The 16930-nt window shown below is 59.0% G+C and carries 15 protein-coding genes and 3 pseudogenes; 11 read left to right on the top strand and 7 right to left on the bottom strand.

Annotated elements, in window-relative coordinates:
* Positions 1 to 429: 429 nt before the first annotated feature.
* Together ACWGS8_RS21430 and ACWGS8_RS21435 are read right to left on the bottom strand one after the other, a co-directional pair.
* A pseudogene (locus tag ACWGS8_RS21430) lies at positions 430 to 1622 on the bottom strand (IS91 family transposase).
* A 5-nt stretch (positions 1623 to 1627) separates the two neighbouring features.
* Complete coding sequence (locus ACWGS8_RS21435; protein ID WP_454582778.1) at positions 1628 to 2533, bottom strand: tyrosine-type recombinase/integrase; 906 nt, start codon at positions 2531 to 2533, stop codon at positions 1628 to 1630.
* 228 nt (positions 2534 to 2761) lie between these two features.
* Between ACWGS8_RS21435 and ACWGS8_RS21440 the strand changes: the two genes are divergently transcribed.
* Positions 2762 to 2992, top strand: coding sequence for a tyrosine-type recombinase/integrase (locus tag ACWGS8_RS21440; protein ID WP_454583033.1), 231 nt, complete (start codon positions 2762 to 2764; stop codon positions 2990 to 2992).
* Positions 2993 to 3142: 150 nt separating this feature from the next.
* Here ACWGS8_RS21440 and ACWGS8_RS21445 read toward each other — a convergent pair whose 3' ends face one another.
* Positions 3143 to 3361, bottom strand: a complete 219-nt coding sequence (locus tag ACWGS8_RS21445; protein ID WP_454582779.1) for a hypothetical protein — start codon at positions 3359 to 3361, stop codon at positions 3143 to 3145.
* A 307-nt stretch (positions 3362 to 3668) separates the two neighbouring features.
* On the opposite strand from ACWGS8_RS21445, the gene ACWGS8_RS21450 reads away from it, so the two are divergent.
* The 8 genes and pseudogenes from ACWGS8_RS21450 (at position 3669) to ACWGS8_RS21485 (ending at position 12181) form a co-directional block, all read left to right on the top strand.
* A complete protein-coding gene (locus tag ACWGS8_RS21450; protein WP_454583034.1) occupies positions 3669 to 4145 on the top strand; it encodes a CYTH domain-containing protein in 477 nt (158 codons plus the stop codon).
* A gap of 623 nt (positions 4146 to 4768) precedes the next feature.
* Positions 4769 to 5287 (top strand): hypothetical protein, encoded by a 519-nt coding sequence (locus ACWGS8_RS21455; RefSeq protein WP_454582780.1) that lies wholly within the window; start codon positions 4769 to 4771, stop codon positions 5285 to 5287.
* 26 nt (positions 5288 to 5313) lie between these two features.
* Positions 5314 to 5679, top strand: coding sequence for a phage holin family protein (locus tag ACWGS8_RS21460; RefSeq protein ID WP_454583035.1), 366 nt, complete (start codon positions 5314 to 5316; stop codon positions 5677 to 5679).
* Entirely contained in the window at positions 5676 to 6566 is an 891-nt protein-coding gene (locus tag ACWGS8_RS21465; protein WP_454582781.1) for a hypothetical protein, read from the top strand. Before ACWGS8_RS21460 ends, ACWGS8_RS21465 begins: the two co-directional genes overlap by 4 nt.
* A gap of 36 nt (positions 6567 to 6602) precedes the next feature.
* On the top strand, positions 6603 to 7451 hold the full coding sequence (locus ACWGS8_RS21470; RefSeq protein ID WP_454582782.1) for a YihY/virulence factor BrkB family protein: 849 nt from the start codon (positions 6603 to 6605) through the stop codon (positions 7449 to 7451).
* Positions 7452 to 7750: 299 nt separating this feature from the next.
* On the top strand, positions 7751 to 8392 hold the full coding sequence (locus ACWGS8_RS21475; protein WP_454582783.1) for a hypothetical protein: 642 nt from the start codon (positions 7751 to 7753) through the stop codon (positions 8390 to 8392).
* Between the two features lie 208 nt (positions 8393 to 8600).
* A pseudogene (locus ACWGS8_RS21480) lies at positions 8601 to 8780 on the top strand (integrase core domain-containing protein); the annotation flags it as partial.
* 287 nt (positions 8781 to 9067) lie between these two features.
* Positions 9068 to 12181: an EAL domain-containing protein gene (locus ACWGS8_RS21485; RefSeq protein ID WP_454582784.1), complete on the top strand. Its 3114-nt coding sequence runs from the start codon at positions 9068 to 9070 to the stop codon at positions 12179 to 12181.
* A 35-nt stretch (positions 12182 to 12216) separates the two neighbouring features.
* On the opposite strand, the gene ACWGS8_RS21490 is transcribed toward ACWGS8_RS21485, so the two are convergent.
* The 4 genes from ACWGS8_RS21490 to ACWGS8_RS21505 form a co-directional block, all read right to left on the bottom strand.
* A complete protein-coding gene (locus ACWGS8_RS21490) occupies positions 12217 to 13179 on the bottom strand; it encodes a LuxR C-terminal-related transcriptional regulator (protein WP_454582785.1) in 963 nt (320 codons plus the stop codon).
* Positions 13180 to 13201: 22 nt separating this feature from the next.
* Positions 13202 to 13393 carry a hypothetical protein gene (locus ACWGS8_RS21495; RefSeq protein ID WP_454582786.1) on the bottom strand — a complete coding sequence of 64 codons (192 nt, stop codon included), beginning with the start codon at positions 13391 to 13393 and terminating at the stop codon, positions 13202 to 13204.
* Between the two features lie 788 nt (positions 13394 to 14181).
* A complete protein-coding gene (locus ACWGS8_RS21500) occupies positions 14182 to 14358 on the bottom strand; it encodes a Flp family type IVb pilin (RefSeq protein WP_454582787.1) in 177 nt (58 codons plus the stop codon).
* A 599-nt stretch (positions 14359 to 14957) separates the two neighbouring features.
* Entirely contained in the window at positions 14958 to 15122 is a 165-nt protein-coding gene (locus tag ACWGS8_RS21505) for a hypothetical protein (RefSeq protein WP_454582788.1), read from the bottom strand.
* A 208-nt stretch (positions 15123 to 15330) separates the two neighbouring features.
* Between ACWGS8_RS21505 and ACWGS8_RS21510 the strand changes: the two are divergent.
* Together ACWGS8_RS21510 and ACWGS8_RS21515 are read left to right on the top strand one after the other, a co-directional pair.
* Positions 15331 to 15474: pseudogene (locus ACWGS8_RS21510) on the top strand (tyrosine-type recombinase/integrase); the annotation flags it as partial.
* A gap of 172 nt (positions 15475 to 15646) precedes the next feature.
* Positions 15647 to 16750, top strand: a complete 1104-nt coding sequence (locus ACWGS8_RS21515; protein WP_454582789.1) for an ATP-binding protein — start codon at positions 15647 to 15649, stop codon at positions 16748 to 16750.
* Positions 16751 to 16930 lie beyond the last annotated feature (180 nt).

The following is a 16930-nucleotide window of genomic DNA, read 5'->3' on the forward strand; positions in this document are numbered from 1 at the left end:
ATATCCGAGCCTCCCGCAGGTTTGTCGAGCGCTGACCTCCAGAACCTGTGAAGCGCAACGCCCATCGCCAATTGCCGATGATGGCCGCTTGGAGGCAATGACAAGGCCGACTCCAACGTCCGAAATGGCGAAGGGTTTCGGGTGCCGGCAGGCGTACGAAGGCCTCTCATGCAGGAACCCGCGGGCCACGGACTATGGCTATGGGGATTTCGGGTTGCGGCTGATGTCGGCGGTAGCGGGGTCATAGTCGGGAAGTGCCGAGATGGAGATGGATACGGCCAGGGGACATCGTTGCCTCTTCGCACGACCTTAGGCTCCGCGCGCAGTCGGATGTTGCCCTGTCGGCGTCGGGGATCACCATGGACACGCGCGGGTCCGTTGCCGGAGGTTGAACGCCGGTGGCTGGAAGCTGGTTCATGCCGTGCCGGGTCATGGAGCGGTCTCCCGGATCGGTGCCGATGCGTCCGGCGGTCCGCGCGGCTGCTTCCACCGTTCGAACACCTCGACGACGATCATGCGTCCGCCGCAGCAGGGGTATGCCGACCGGAAGTCCTCCGGTTCGCCTTGTGTGTCCTCATCGGGTGGCGCGGCGACGCTCAGCAGCTCGCGCGCCAACGCGAGGCCGGCCTTGCGAGAGCCACCGGCAAGTAGGCCGTAATGTCGGATGCGATGGAAGCCGCGCGGCAGGACATGAAGCAGGAAGCGGCGAATGAACTCGTCTGTGGCGAGCGTCATGACCTGCTGCCTGTCGGTGCCGTCGCGACGATAGTCCTTGTAGCGGAAGGTGACGCCAGCCTCTTCGAAGGCGACCAGCCGGCGGTTCGAGATCGCGACCCGATGCGTGTATCGCGACAGGTAGGCGAGGACCGCCTCCGGCCGGGCGAACGGCGCTTTGGCGTAAACAACCCAGCGCTTCTTCCGGAAGGGAGCGAGATGGCGCAAGAAGGCTCGCCGTTCGCTGAGGTGTGTCATCGAGCCGAAGAAGGCGAGCCGCCCCGCCTCCTGCAGCGTGACCAGCCGGGTGAGGAAGAGCCGTCGGAACAGCTTGCCGAGCACGCGCACCGGGAGAAAGGGGGCCGGACGCGACGAGACACAGCGCGTCCCGTCTGGCGCGATGCCGCCGCCCGGCACGATCATGTGCACGTGCGGATGGTGCGTCATCGCCGACCCCCAGGTGTGGAGCACGGCGGTGATGCCGATGCGGGCGCCAAGGTGCTTGGGATCAGCCGCGATCGTCACCATCGTCTCCGATGCCGCACGGAACAGCAGGTCATAGACCAGCGCCTTGTTCTGGAAGGCGACGTCGGCGACCTCGGCGGCAGCGTGAACACGACATGGAAGTAGCCGACCGGCAGCAGGTCGGCTTCCCGCTTGGCAAGCCAGGTCCGCGCCGCCGCGCCCTGGCGCTTGGGACAGTGCCGGTTGCGGCAGCTGTTGTAGGCGATGCGCCGCTGGCCGCAGTCCTCGCAGGCTTCGACATGCCCGCCAAGGGCTGCGGTGCGGCAGTTCTCGATCGCCGACATCACCTTGAGCTGATGTAAGCTCAGGTGCCCTGCATGGGCGGCCCGGTAGGCGAGCCCAGCAACACGGAAGATGTCGGCAACCTCCAGGTCCGCGCGCACCCGGTTCAGCCGGGAGGCGACTTATCCTCCATCAGCGCCATCAGCCGGTCGAGCGGCCCTGCGACCGCATGGATCGTCCGGGTCGAGACCTTGGTGTAGAGCGCTGTCGTTTCGAGCTTGCTGTGCCCAAGCAGCACCTGGATGACGCGGATGTCGACGTCCTGCTCGAGCAGGTGGGTGGCGAAGCTGTGCCGCAGCGTATGCGGGCTGACACGCTTGCGGATGCCGGCGACTTCGGCGGCTTCCTGAACCGCGCGATGGAGTTGCCGCGACGAGATCGGATCGGTGCAACTGCGCCCCGGGAACAGCCAGCCATGCGGAAGCATCACACCGCGACGCCTGCCTTCGCGCCACCACAGGCGCAGCAGTTCCAGCAGTTGCGGCGAGAGCATGGCGTTGCGATCTTTGCGTCCTTTGCCCTGTTCGACGCGGATCAGCATGCATGTGCTGTCGATATCATCGACCTTGAGGTGCGCGACCTCCGATACGCGCAGGCCCGCGCCATAGGCGACACCGAGCGCGGCCTTGTACTTGATACCAGGTGCTGCTTCGAGCAGCCGCGCCGCTTCCTCCACGCTCAGCACGTCCGGCAGCTTGCGTGGATGGCGCATGATCACCAGCACACGGGCCAGATCCCGCCGCTTCAGCGTCACCAGGAACAGGAACCGCAACGCCGAGACCGCGCCGTTGATGGTCGCAGGCCCGATGCCGTTCTCATGCTGATACAACTTGAAGCGGCGGATGTCCTCGGGCGTCGCAGTATCGGGAGAGCGTCGGAGGAAGGCTGCGAAGCGCCGGACGTGACGAACGTAGTCCTGCTGGGTATGGGAGCCTAAGCCCCGCATGAGCATGTCTTGCTGCATGCGCTGGCGAAGCGGCGTGATCGGTGCATCGGTCGACAGGGTATCCATGGCAAGTTCCTCTCGTTGAAGGAACTCCATGGTCAGATCGCAACTTCTACCTGCTCAAGACCAATGCCTGTCGCGCCATCTCAGAACGAGACGCCCCTCCCGCGAAGCGGGTTCGTGCATGAGGCGCAAAGCTGCCGGTCGCGTTGTGAAAGACCTACCTCCGCCTGAACGGTATTCGCCTGGGCGCTAACGGCCTCTTTCGACGGTACTTGACCGGTAGGGCGCCACATTAAAGTCCCATCCCACGCTTCCTGCCGAAGCTCCACTCGATACCGCCGAGTCGGGCCCCACACGTTGCGCCACAGCTTCGCGACATACCTTCTGGAGGACGGCGCCGACACCCGGGTCATTCAGGTCCTGCTCTGGCACGCGAAGCTGAACAGTGTTTCGGTAAATCCCGGACCCGCCCCTTGTCCTTCCCGGTCTTCCATTCGGTGGATCGCCCAAAAAGCCTTCTAGCTTTCCTTGCAAATTGAAAGCGTCCTCTTTAATTTGAGCAACGGACTGAGATTTGCCGCGACATAGTCGAATGATGCGGGCGGGCGGACAAAGCCGCCCGACCAAATGGAAGAAGACCGGCACAATACGAAGGCACCGCGCCGGGCATTTTCAGTCTTCCTTCAAATCTTCGGCTTCGTCTTTGAGCTTGGACCAGTCGGCACCATGCTTACGCAACAAGGCACGCGCCTGTTTCGGCGAGACGTCGGCAATTTCCGTCAGGTGCTCTACCTCCAGCTCCTGCCCCTTCACCACGCGGCTCACCTTCTTCTTTTTTTCTTTGGGGGCCATCTCTCTCTGTGTGTCCTTGGTGTCCTTTTCCTGCATCATCGGATGAACGTGGACTGAGAAGGGTGGTTCCGCGCGCTCATTTGATCTGCCGGCTTGAGGCCGCCAAAGTGGGTCGAGGCGGGCGGTTGTTTGTGACAGTTTTATGACGCACCATGCCGGTGGGTCGCATCGATTGCCGTGGAGCGACGCTCAGTGTATCACGCAGGAAACGGAACTGAAGCTCGAGCTTTCGATATCGGGTGCGCGGTCGCTCCTGAAGAAGAATCCGTTCGGATCCTAGCCCACCGGTCTTCAGCAGGTATCAATCTATTTCGACACCCCCGGATGGGATCTATCTGAGCGCGGCCTGTGGCTTCGCATTCGGCAATCGGGGAATGAACGCATACAAACCGTCAAAGCCGGAAACGGTGCCGCGGCCGGGTCGTTCACACGCGAGGAATGGGAGACATCCGGTCGCGGTAACACGCCGATACTTGATGATCCGCAGATCCGAGATCTGCTCTCAGGCGCTGGGCCAAAGCTCGCGCCTCTGTTCGAGGTTTATGTCAAAGGGCATTCTTGGAACGTGATGGATGGCGACGCCGCGATCGAAGTCGCTTTGGATTCTGGCAGGGTCATTGCAGCCGATCGCGAGGCTCCATTCTGCGAGATCGAGTTTGAAAAGAAGGCGGGCTCATCGAGGGCGCTGTTCGCGCTTGCCCGGAAAGTTGACCTAATCACACCGACGCATGTCGGAGTGCTGAGCAAAGCTGAACGGGGCTATCATCTGCTTGGCTCTGCACCCGGTGCTGTGCGGCTTCGACCCCGCTCACGTCAGGGATGAGCGCCGCAACGGCCGCATTGGCGCTTGGCGACCAGACCCAGCGCCCTTCGCCGAGGTGCTCACGGCATCAGCGCCGTCGACGCCAGGTGTCGCGAATACTCGGGTGATGAGGTATTCCCCAGTTCAATCAGGGTGGCGTCGCTATAAGAAGCCGGTACAGCAAGCCCTGCTTTTCCATCCAAAGGTGCAAAACTTGGCCGCTCGCTCGCTCATTCCGAGTGGCCGGGATCGAAAATGCACAATCGTATCGACGAGTTTGCGATAGGCTTCCGAGCCTCGTCGATCTCCACGCGCTTAATTGCTGACCGTTTTGGCGTCTGCAATGAGTTTATGAGCAAGCTCCTCCAGGGACACGACATCAAGTGGCCGTCCCAAGGTTTGCGATCCACTTGTCCGGGAAATTGATGCTAAGCGGGACGCGAATTCGCCCCTGATCGAGACCACGCCCCGGCCGTCAATATTCCTCGCGACAGCGGAACGGTTGTCGAAATCGCAAGTTACTGTGTCTGGAGGAACACGCACATGAACGGTGTTATTTACCTTATCGGCCTGGTGGTCGTCGTGCTCGCGATCCTTTCGTTTCTAGGCCTCCACTGATGGCTGGCCGACAATGGGAGACTAATATGAAGACCACCTCGGGCATGGGTTCTAAAGCACAAAATGAAGTCGCGAGCCGGGTTGGCGAAGCCGGCCGGAAGGCGGCTGACGTGCTCAGCAACGCGAAGGACGATATTACCCAGAAAGCCATGGATGTCGCCGAAGAGGGAAAGGATGCTCTCCTTGATCAGGCTCAAGCTGTTCAAAATAATCTGACGGGTGCTATTGCAGCTTTCGGGGGTGCTGTGCGCGCGGCAAGTCAGCATCTGGCAAACAACGACCAGCGAGCAGCATCAAAGTTCGCGTTGGAGGCGGCTGGTGGCCTTGAACGAATGTCGGCGTCTTTAAAGGACAAACCTTTCGAAGAAGTGCTTGGCGAGATGCGGGCTTTCGGCCGAGATAACCCCGCCGCTCTCATCGGCGGCGCGGTCATTGCAGGTCTGGCCCTAGGGCGCTTTATCAAAAGTTCTGCTCCTGAGGTGAATGCATCGCCGTCAGCCCGAGATAGCCGTTCCGATCGTTCGGCTGCGAGTTCCAAATTATGACCCCCGCTCCGGACGACCGCAGCTTGATGACGCTGATTACCGACCTGTCACAGCAGGTGACAACCTTGCTGCAGACTGAAGGTCGGCTCCTTAGAACCGAGCTATCCGAAAAAGCCGAGAAGGCAGGTGCTGGCGCGATTGAAGTGCTCGGTGGCGCTATCTGCCTTTTGGCAGCGCTATTGGTGCTGCTGCAGGCCTTGGTGATCGCGCTGTCGAAAACAGCGCTCGGTCCCGGATGGTCGTCGCTGTTAGTCGGCGTGCTAGTCGCCATTCTCGGCCTTGTCCTGCTGCGAAATGGCTCTGCGAATATGAAACCCTCCGAACTTACTCCTGACCGAACAACCGCCCAACTTAAGCAAGATGCCGGCGTCATTAAGGATCAAGTCAAATGACCGAGAAAACCTCTGCCGAGCTTCAACATGACGCCGAGATCGCGCGCGCCAGGGTGTCGGACACCGCGGAATCGATCCGCAACAAGATGACGCCCGGCCAACTTATCGATGAGTTTTCCGGCATGTTCACCGCCGGCGATGGCGGGTCGCTGATGAGCACGCTCAAGTCTCAAGTCGGAGCAAACCCTCTTCCTGTAGCATTGGTGGGCGTTGGGCTGATGTGGCTGATGGCTGGGCAGCGCCCTCCGCAAGCAACAGGGTTCCAGGAAAGCTGGCCGAAGCCCAAGTCCCGGACCGGCTCAGACTTGCATGGTGAACAGGGCTACGAAAGTTCCGACAATTTTGCTGGTGGAATATCAGATGCTGTTTCCCGCGTCAGTGATAAAGCAGCGGGGATAATCGGTGATGCCGCCGAAGGCGTCAGGGCCGGGGTAGCCAGCGGGACTCGCAGCGTGTCCGACAGTGCTGCCCAATATGGCGCTAGCGCGGCCGACGAGGCGGGTAAGATCACCGCCGCCGCGACCGACCTGCTGCGCCAGGAACCATTGGTGCTTGCCGCCCTCGGGTTGGCTTTTGGGACTGCTGTTGGTGCCATGCTCCCACACACTGACTTTGAAGATCAGCAGCTTGGCCAAGCGAGTGACAACATACGCGACAAAGCGAGTGAGCTTTTAAACAAAGGCGTCGACGGCGCCAAGGACGTTGCAACGCAAGCCTATCAAACCCTCAAGGACGAGGCAGACAAGAAGGGCTTCAGCGCGGATCCCGCTTCTATCGTTGAACAAGTCACCGACGTGGTGAAGTCAGCGGCCTCGAAGACGGAGGAAACCTTTCGAGATAAAATCCAAGAAGTCGCGGACAAACCAACCAGACCTGCCAGGAAGTGAATTCCGCCACGGCCCCGGTTATCCCAAGGATGTCAAATGGAAGAGGCCTGGCGCATTACGAAGGCCAGTTTCGTTGGATTTATTGAAGACAATTCGCTAAGCCACGGGGCGGCGATGGCGTTCTTCGCGGTGACTTCTCTAGGTCCCATCCTACTACTGGTCGTCGCCGTGGCAGGCTTGGTATTCGGTCAGGACGCTTCTCGCGATGCGGTCGCAAATGAACTGTCAGGGCTGATGGGCCGTCAGAGCGCGGAGGTTTTTCAAAGTGTCCTCAAGAGCGCCTCAAATCCATCGTCAGGGGTGATCGCGACAGTTATCGGCCTGTTCACCCTGCTTCTCACAGCCTCCGGGGTGTTCGGCGAAATGCAGTCCGCTTTGAATACGATTTGGAAAGTGACCAGCAAGGGCAGTTCCGTGTCACGTTTAATCCGAGCTCGAACAGCTAGTTTGGGGCTAGTGATTGCGCTCGGGTTTTTGTTGATTGTTTCGCTTGCAGCTAGCGCCGCGATTGCGGCTCTCAGCGACAGAATCAATGAGATGCTCCCATTCGGGTCTGTCGTGATCGAGACGGTGAACCTGCTGATCTCGTTTGCACTCATCTCCGTGCTTTTCGCAGCGATTTACAAGGTTCTTCCCGACCGGCACTTGCTGTGGCGCGACGTCTGGTTCGGGGCTTTTGTCACAGCCGCTCTCTTCACGATCGGTAAAAGCTTGATCGGCCTCTATCTCGGCAGCAGTACCGTTGCGTCATCGTTCGGCGCCGCTAGTGCCCTTATAATCGTTCTGCTCTGGATTTATTATTCGTCATTGATTTTTTTGCTCGGGGCCGAATTCACGCACGCCTACTCTGCGGAACATGACCGAAACCTGACTGCAATGGGGTAGGCACGTCACGGCGGCGAACCTATGCGATTTCCGTCGCGTCTTTGGACATTCTATCCCAATAGGCATGAAGCTCGGTCTCCTCGCCCTTCGCTGGAATTACAGATTTGCAAACGCCCCCGCGTTGGCTTCGGAATCCGTTTCTCAGTTGTTGATAGTCACCGGCCCGACACTGTTGATCGTCATCGAGCGAGTGTTGGTCACCAATATCGCCGACGATTGCCTGCTCGATCAGGAGCCCCGCCCATCTATCCTTGATGCCCAAACTGATCCAGGATAATTTTGATTGGGAGTATATTCCAATGACTGACACGCCTACACCCAGCGCTGCGTTTCTCGCTGCTCTCACGACAGAGCATTTCGTGCAGCAGACAGCCATCAGCACATCCATAAGCGAAATGGCGTCGCGAACGACCATCTACATTATGTCTCTGTCGAGCGCTCTTGTGGCAACTGGCTTTGTTACGCAGTCCTCCGAATTTTTCCTGCCGTTTGTCGCGGTTGTGCTGCCATCGGTCTTTTTACTGGGTGCCTTTACCGTCTTGAGGTTAATCGACATCGCCGCTGAGAACATGCAGGCCCATATCGGCATTGCCCGGATCCGAGCCTACTATCGAACTTTGGGCGATGAAGCGGCCATCCAGTTTTCCAAAGAATTAGGTCGCTGGCCCGAAAACGACGCCGAACCTTCTCTTCGTACTGGGCCACTCCTGGCCTACCTAACCACTGCGGCGACTATGATCGCATTCATAAATGCCATCGTCGCTGCGGTGGGCGTTACTCTGCTTGCATTTCGTATCGGTGGAGAGCTGCTGCTCCCGCTGTGTCTTGGTTCTGGAACAGCAATCGGCTTGATGACAATTTTCTATTTATACCAGCGCCTTCGGACCAAAGGCATGGTCAGCATTGCCAAACCTTACGGTTCCGAAAAGAGCGTTCTTTGAGTAGGGTTAGCGGATAGCGGCGCAACTCAACTATCACGTATGATCCCGGCTACAGATCCCTCAAATCCTGCGTCTTCGAGGGAAGTCGAGCCCGCCGTGTTGTTGGCGCTGTCTGGGTTGCCATTGAGATTGCCATCGACGCCGTCCAAGGGCAGACCAGAAGCCCGGAGTCCAAGCAGCGAAGCAGGAAGATCGGCGCGTCGGATGCCACTGGATCGCGCCAGGCAAGCCGATGCAAAACGGCTTCGTGGAAAGCATCACCAGTCCGCTGCGCGATGAGCGTCTGGGGCGGATGTTCACCGGCAATCGGCACGCCCGAGACAGCGTCGAAGCGTGGAGGATCGACTACATTGTGAACCGCCCCCGCACGAGCGGCTCACCCCAATGAGTTTGCTACCCGGTCCACATCGGACCGCAACGTGAACAGGCCCAACTTATAGAGCGGGGGCAAAACGGGGAGCACGCTAGAAAACATGGGATCTTGCCACTTAGTCACCTCGTTCCTTCTCCGAGAAACATAGAACTCCCTCCTTTACTACCGCTAATGACTTCGAAAGGTTTTGCTCGCATCGTAAATTAGCGCTCACGAATAGATTAGGGGCTGGAATGCAAAGGCAACATTCCTTGCGACCGCATCCCCGATCGCTAGGTTGGATCGGCACCACCGCGTTGGCGATGGGTGGCAGCAACCAAAGCCTTTTTCTTATGGCCGCACTTTTCATCGGCCAAGGTGCGATCCCGGGTCAAGGAAGCGCCGCCGTCCTTTTGCTAATCGTTGGTGTGATCCTTAGCTGGGCAGCTGCGCCAGCCTGGACAGAGCTGGTGTTGCTATGGCCCGACCGCGTGGGCGGCATCGCAGCGGCGTGTTCAGAAGCATTCCGACCATATAGTCCGATTCTCTCTGGTTTGGCCGGGACGTGCTACTGGTGGGGTTGGGTTCCAACTTGCGGACTGACGGCACTGCTCTCGGCGTCAGCAATTCAGCAATGGTACCTGCCGGCTATTCCGGTCGAGTTCGTAGCCTGCGCCTTGGTCGTTTTTTTCACCGCGGTCAGTTTGTGCGGAATAAAATGGGTTTCGCGACTCGTCATCCCGATTGCTACGGGGTCGGCCCTCCTTGCATTCGCGGCCGCACTCATCCCGGTCCTTTCGGGCAATGTCGATTGGCGCCAGGCGACGACCTTCACATTGATCTCGCCGTTCCCAGGCTGGTTCGGTGATCTGACATCGATAATGGCAGGCCTCTATTTGGTCGGTTTTGCTGCCCCAGCGTTTGAAGCGGCCACATGCCATGTCGGCGAAACAGTCGATCCGAACCGCAACGTCCCTCGTGCCGTATTGGCGAGCGCCGCCATGGCCGGACTTTACTTCATCGTCTTGCCATTAGTTTGGCTAGGCGCGTTGGGATCTCAGGCCCTTGGCACGGACTTGGCGGTCGCTCTGGGGCCTGCCTTTGCTCCCCTGCTTGGCAGTTTTGGCAAGGCAGCCGCCATCTGGTTCATGATGCTCAACATGTTCCATGGAACAATGCAGCCGCTTGCAGGCGCCTCCCGAACCTTGGCGCAGCTTAGCGAGGACGGGCTGCTGCCGCGGTTCCTCGGCCGACGGTCGGCGACGGACTGTCCATGGACGGCGACGTTACTCACAGCCTCAATGGCAATTCTGTTCCTTGCGATAGGCGATCCGATCTGGCTCATCGCGGCCGCAAACTTTACCTATTTGATCGGCATCTGCCTGCCGAATGTTGCGGCCTGGCTTTTGCGCCGCGACCATCCGGCTGTCGACCGACCTTATCGCGCCCCGAAGGGAGCCATCGTGCTTGGCTTGATTGCCTCTGGGGTATGGATGCTAGCCGCTTTGCTCGGTTTTCAGCAGTTCGGACTTCCCACGGTCATTGTTGGTCTCGTCATGGCCTATTCGGGGGCCGCCCTCTACGCATGGCGAGTAATTGAAGATCGGCTCCGTGCGGGGTTGCCGGCGTTCGGGCAATCACTGCATCTCAAGCTAACCGGCGCTATGTTGCTGGTTCTGGCGTTGGATGCCGCTGGCTACGTCATCGCCGTAAGCACTGTCTCGGCCGAACACGACGCTATGATAGCGGCGCTTGAGGACATCTTTGTCGCTGTGGCCATGTTGACCATTAGCGTCGGCCTGGTTCTGCCAGGGATGATCGCGCACTCGGCAACCGAAATCAGCAACGCTGCCAAGCGGCTTACCTCGGGTACGCTACGCGACTTCAATCGAGCTATGGTGGCCCTTGGTCGCGGTGACCTTTGTGCAGCCCACGCCTCCGTCAACGTCACGCCCGTTTCAGTTCATTCGAGAGACGAAATCGGTGAGATGGCGGAAAGCTTCAATCTATTGCAGCAGGAAGTTCTCCAGGCCGCTCTTAGCCTCGACGACGCCAGAGACAATCTTTCCCAGGCCCGAAGCGAACTTAACGCTTCCTATCAGAGCATCGTTCACCTCGCTCACCACGACGCGCTCACAGGCCTGCCAAATCGAGTGGCATTTGCCAAACATCTGGCCCTGACCTTTGAACAGGCGGTTGCGAAGGGCGAGACCTTCGCGGTGTTTTGTATCGACCTGGACAATTTCAAGGAGGCCAACGACGTTTTCGGACATGCGCTGGGGGATAAGCTCCTAAGGGAAGTCTCTCTGCGCCTCACAATGGCCTCGCAGGACACTTTCCTGGCGAGAGTCGGCGGTGACGAATTTACCTTGATTGCGACGGGGCCCCATTCCGTAGGTGGGCTTGATGAACTCGCTAGTAGGCTATTGGCCACGAGCGACGAGGTCTTTGACATCGAAGGCCAAAGGTTACGCATTGGACTGAGTATTGGGATTGCCGTTTTCCCTAAAGACGGAAACGATACCGGGACGCTTCTGTCCAATGCCGACGCCGCCCTTTACCGCGCGAAAGCGGAGGGCCGACTAAATGCTCGGTTCTTCGAACCGGAGATGGATCGTCATTTGCGCGATCAGTTGGCGCTGCAGCTGGACCTTCGATCGGCGCTCGGACGCGACCAACTTATGTTGCACTACCAGCCACAGGCCACAATCGATGGAGGGGTGTTCGGATTTGAAGTTCTTCTGCGGTGGCGCCACGAAGGGCTAGGTCTTATTCCTCCCAACGATTTTATTCCATTGGCCGAGAAGAACGGTTTGATCGTTCCGATTGGGGAATGGGTGCTGCGACGCGCCTGTCGCGAAGCTGCGGCGTGGTCCGCTCCGTTGAAGATCGCGGTTAACCTGTCGCCGGTGCAGTTTCAACATGGCGACCTGGTGGGCCTTGTCCATTCGATTCTACTCGAAACGGGGCTTGCTCCGGCGCGACTGGAGCTTGAGATAACCGAAGGAGTCCTCATAAGCAATCCGCAGCGGACTCTGTCGATCCTGCGTCGGCTTAAATCCCTTGGCGTCAAAATTGCCATGGATGACTTCGGCACCGGCTATGCTTCTCTTTCCTCGTTGCGATCGTTTCCTTTCGACAAGATCAAGATCGACCGAAGTTTCATCGTCGACGTGGCCAACAACGACCAGGCAGCAGCAATCGTGCGTGCCGTCATCGGACTGGGGTCCGCTCTCGGCGTGCCCGTTATCGCTGAGGGCGTCGAAACCGAAGCTCAGCGGTCCTTCCTTGCCCAGGAGGGCTGTGTCGAAATTCAGGGCTATTTGGTTGGCTGGCCTGCGTCCATTGAGACCTTTATCAATTTGACCGCAGGGGGTAAGCCCGCGCTCATAAATCGGCTTCTACATTTCCCCTCGCGGTCGCACAGCAAACCCTGAAATTCTCCAAGCCGGCGCCCTTTCCACCTTACGGCCTACCGATGGTTTGGTCGCTTGATGTAGATCACCCTAGATAGCTGCCGGCGCTTCGTCTCAGCCGGCACGTTCTCGACCGGATCGAACCCATTCCTGGTCATTAGGACTTTAAGGCGGAGGTCCGCTGAAATCGCTTGGACAGTCAGATCGGGTTCAAGCTGCCGTCCTTCCCTGGCGCAGGCCCTGGCCCTGTCATCATCGCCCGCAAGTGCATAGCACGCCGCCAGTCGTGCCCAATGCCACGCATCCTTGCGCGGCAGACACGAAAACGCGGCCGCCGCTTCCTGGTAACGACCAACAACAAGCAAGGCTTCCCCTCTGTCGAAATAATACCAGGCGGGGTGCATCGGATTGAGATAGAAGGCTTGGTCGAGCAGCGCCAAGCCGGCGTCGCCATTGCCGCGTATAGCCTGGAAGAAACCGGTCTGGGCCAAGGTATCGGCATCATACGGATTCAGATCCAAAGCGCGCGCGAAATGTTGCGCTGCGGCGTCATAGTCGCCTCGATCCCTGTACATCAGGATAAGCGCCAGGATCCGATGGCAGCAAGCCTCGTTGGGACTGAGGGCCGTAGCGTGCAGAGCCCGGTCCCGCGCCTGATCCAGCACTGGTCGTGGCGCACTGCCGTACAGAAGGATCAGGCCGCTGGTCGTGCTGAGCTCCGCGTCATATTCAATGCTGGTTGTGTGCCCCGCCAGCCGAACGAGTTCGGTCTGTCGCCGCACGCCGGTCTTCTCGAACAGCCGCAACAGATGCGTCCTGACCGTGCTGTGCTCGACGTTGAGGGCATCCGACGCCTCCGCCACGGTGCGGCCCGCCACGATCTGCTCGAAGACACGCGCCTCGGCGGGCGTCAGGCCGAACAGCGCGGTGACCAGAGCCGTCGGCGTCGAGCAAGTCGATCGGCTCGACGGTCCGTTGAATACGATTTTGACCGCCTCCCCGAGCGCAACTTGGCACACCGTAGTCGATGTGAAATCTTGTCTAGGGCTTTATCTTGCTGGTCTGGCTCGGGGTCAGGTATCCGCCCTTTAGCAGTTCCAAGGCGTCGAGCGCCTCTTCGTCCAGCAAATCCGACAAGGCCACCCCATCCACGAGTACAACCTTGTCATTGTCTATGTCGTAGACCTCCCAAAGCTCATCCTTGACCCTTCGGATTGCGTACCGGCGCTCCATAAGGACTTTCTTATATGCGAGTCTCGGAAATTCCAGCCAGAAAATTCAGTCCACGGGCCGTGATTAGCGGTGGAAAACTAAGGAGCCTCGATCAGCTTACTGAACAAGCGTCCTGCGCGATGGGGCAAGATTGCAGTTCATCTAGGGGCCCGACAGCCGCAGTCTTGGTAGGGGACCACCATGCATGGCTGTCGGGCCTTGGCCAGCCACTTAAGAGGAGACCAGTGCTGGCTGACAAAAAGATATCCCTGAGACTGCGGAATTAGCACCATGCGAATGATGCACAATTCACTGGTGCGCTTCGCCGCACAAGGCCTTTCGCCGGCGATTGCGTAGGCGAATTCTGCCGGCCGACGTCGTCCGTCGCTCGGATCCAGTCCTTCGTCCACCTGCGAGGGAAGGCATTGTCGATATTCATTTCTGACGCTGCCGCAGCGGGAGCTGCGGCTTGGATTACCTGCGAACTGACCACCCGATCATAGTGCATTTCCGCAACGACACAGAATGGCATGCGACCCACCCGACAACGCTATTGTTCCCAAGAGGTAATATCGCGCCGCCATGATCGACCGCACATAGGAGCGCGCCGGCCGTGGCGCGCAGGCACGGAAGGGCGGCATGGAGGCGTCGTGTCAGCATCCTGGGATGGTTTTCTGATGCCTGGCTGCGGAGCTTCGATGACGAGGCCCTGGGCCCCCGGCAAGATCAAGCCCGTCAGCGACCAGATGGGAGCGGACGTCGGTGAAGCTCCGGTCGGCAAGCCGTCTGATTAGATTCTGTATGCAATCTTATGACCCGCTGCTGTTAAGCGTATTGCCAATTTTCGTGAACTTGCCGTTGATCGAATTCCCGAGCGCGCCGGCTCCGGCGATGATGGCCAGCGCGATCAAGGCGGCGATCAGGCCATATTCGATTGCGGTCGCGCCAGATCTATCCTGGATGAAACGGGAGACTATTTTTCGCATTTTTCCAGCCCTGGGTTACTAAAGGGAATACTAATAAATCGCCGCGAGTTGCAGTTCGGTTAAGGCTTTCGGTTGCAGGCCCGTTAAATTTTGCCAGTCTTTTGATCAAATCGTGAGGGCGGACCAAGGAACCGCGAGTCCGCATGGGATTTCATGGTGACATGAGCACGCTCGGCACGAACTTCTTTCATTACTGACTTGCGAACAAGGTGCCCGATACGGCCGAGGCGAATATCATCTCGGTTGCCGAACTAACTCAAAAGCTGTTCGCCGATGCCAAGGCCTCGGCATCAGCAATACTGAGGTCGCGGAAGATGCCGGCAACCCTACGCGATCAACCAAGAGGACCGTCGCCAGAAGGAGGGAGCGGGCAGACCTGCCTACCGGTTCGAGGGAGCCGATATCGCGGTTAGCACGCTGAAGCAGCCGTCATAGTCGCCTTTCGGCGCTGCAGGCCGTGTATTGGACGATCGCCGCTATGCGCGTTGCAGCCGACGATCCCGAACGTTGCGCGGTCCCCATTGCATCGTTGTTTGCTGCGGCAGGCAGCGAGAGGGCGACAAGCTGGCGAAAGCAGAAGATCGAACCTATCCGATCGGCTACTTCGACATCGACGTCGCTGACGTGCGCGCCGAACGGGCAAGTTGCATATGTTCGCCATCGACCAGACCCCAGAGTTCCCCTTCGTTGAGCTGCATGAGAAGGCCGCCACCGCGGTATCGAGAGACTTCCTGTTGCGCCTGATCGTGGCCGCCTCTGCTCATTCCCTCCCCAGGTGCTACGGCGTCCAGTTCACGACCCCCGGCGCCAATCGTTCAGCCGTGCCATTTAATCAAAGAGGACGCTTCCGCGCCTATGCCTTTGAATACGCTTGCGCCACGAACGACATCGAGCATCGGACGACAAGGCAAAGCACACGTGGACCAGGCCGAGTCGAGAGGATGGCGTCGACGAATTAAAGTCCCATCCCGCGCTTCCTGCCGAAGCTCCACTCGATACCGCCGAGTCGGGCCCCACACGCTGCGCCACAGCTTGGCGACATACCTTCTGGAGGACGGCACCGACACCCGGGTCATTCAGGTCCTGCTCTGGCACGCCAAGCTGAACAGTGTTTCGGTAAATCCCGGACCCGCCCCTTGTCCTTCCCGGTCTTCCATTCGGTGGATCACCCAAAAAGCCCCTACTTTTCCTTGCAAATTGAAAGCGTCCTCTTTAATTTGCAAGGATGATACCCCGCAGAGTCCTCCCTTTAGTCAGGCAAGCGCTCGGACGACAGGCCGCCGTTGCTTTGATCGGACCGCGACAAGTCGGCAAGACCACGCTCGCGTTGGAGATTGGCGATGAGACCGGTGCGCTCTATCTCGATCTGGAATCGCGAGAAGACCGAAACAAGCTCTCGGATCCGGTCCTCTTTCTCAAGGCCTACGAAGATCGTCTGGTCATCCTAGACGAGATTCACCGCGTGCCGGAACTGTTCCAGGAACTGCGCGGCTTGATCGACCAGGGCCGTCGTCGCGGTCACCGCACCGGCAGGTTCCTGCTGCTGGGTTCAGCTTCCATGGATTTGCTTCGGCAGTCTGGCGAAAGCCTTGCCGGCCGCATCGAATATGTCGAAATGACGCCGCTCGATGTCCTGGAAGTTGGAGCAGCGGACACCGAGCGTCTCTGGCTCAGAGGGGGGTTTCCGGACAGCTTTTTGGCAGCGTCCGATGCCGATAGCCTGGCGTTCCGGCGCAGCTTCATTCGAACATACCTCGAACGCGATGTCCCGCAATTCGGACCACGCGTTCCCGCACAGACGCTAGAGCGGCTCTGGACCATGCTCGCCCACAATCAGGCTGGTCTCTTAAACGCTTCTCGGCTGGCGTCCGGCCTGTCCGTTAGCGCACCGACCGTGACATCCTACGTCGATCTTCTCGTCGACCTTCTCCTGGTAAGACGGCTGCCTCCGTTTCACGCGAATACCGGCAAGAGACTTGTAAAATCACCAAAAGTCTATTTGCGCGACAGCGGCATCGTGCACGCTCTGTTGGGTATCGAAGATCTCAACGGCCTTTCCGGGCACCCCGTTGTCGGGGCCAGTTGGGAAAGCTATGTCATCGAAAATCTTCTCTCTGTAGCGCCTGCGCGTACTGTAGCCAGTTTCTATCGAACCGCCGCCGGCGCCGAGATAGACCTTCTTCTGGCTGCTCCCGGCCAACGTCCTTGGGCGATCGAGATCAAGCGCAGTTTGGCGCCGAAAGTTGAAAAGGGCTTTCACTTGGCTTGTGAGGACGTCAATCCCGCTCGTCGCCTCATTGTCTATCCCGGTGCCGAAAGCTTCCCGCTCAAGGATGGTGTCGAAGTGAAAAACCTGGGCGCTCTTGCACAGGCTCTAATTGATCTTGCCTGATGGCGGAGCTGTCTCCGGGCGCGATGATCAAGCGTCCGAAAACGTCGACGGCAGCGGCCGAGGCTGCAATCGCTCGTGCCACGCCTGACAGTATCGTCATCATGAACGAGACATCCACCTCCACGACTTGTCGAGATCGCCGACAGTGAAGAGAAAATCAGTGCCGTCCCGCCGGTACCG

It is taken from the genome of Mesorhizobium sp. 43Arga (genome assembly GCF_053714255.1).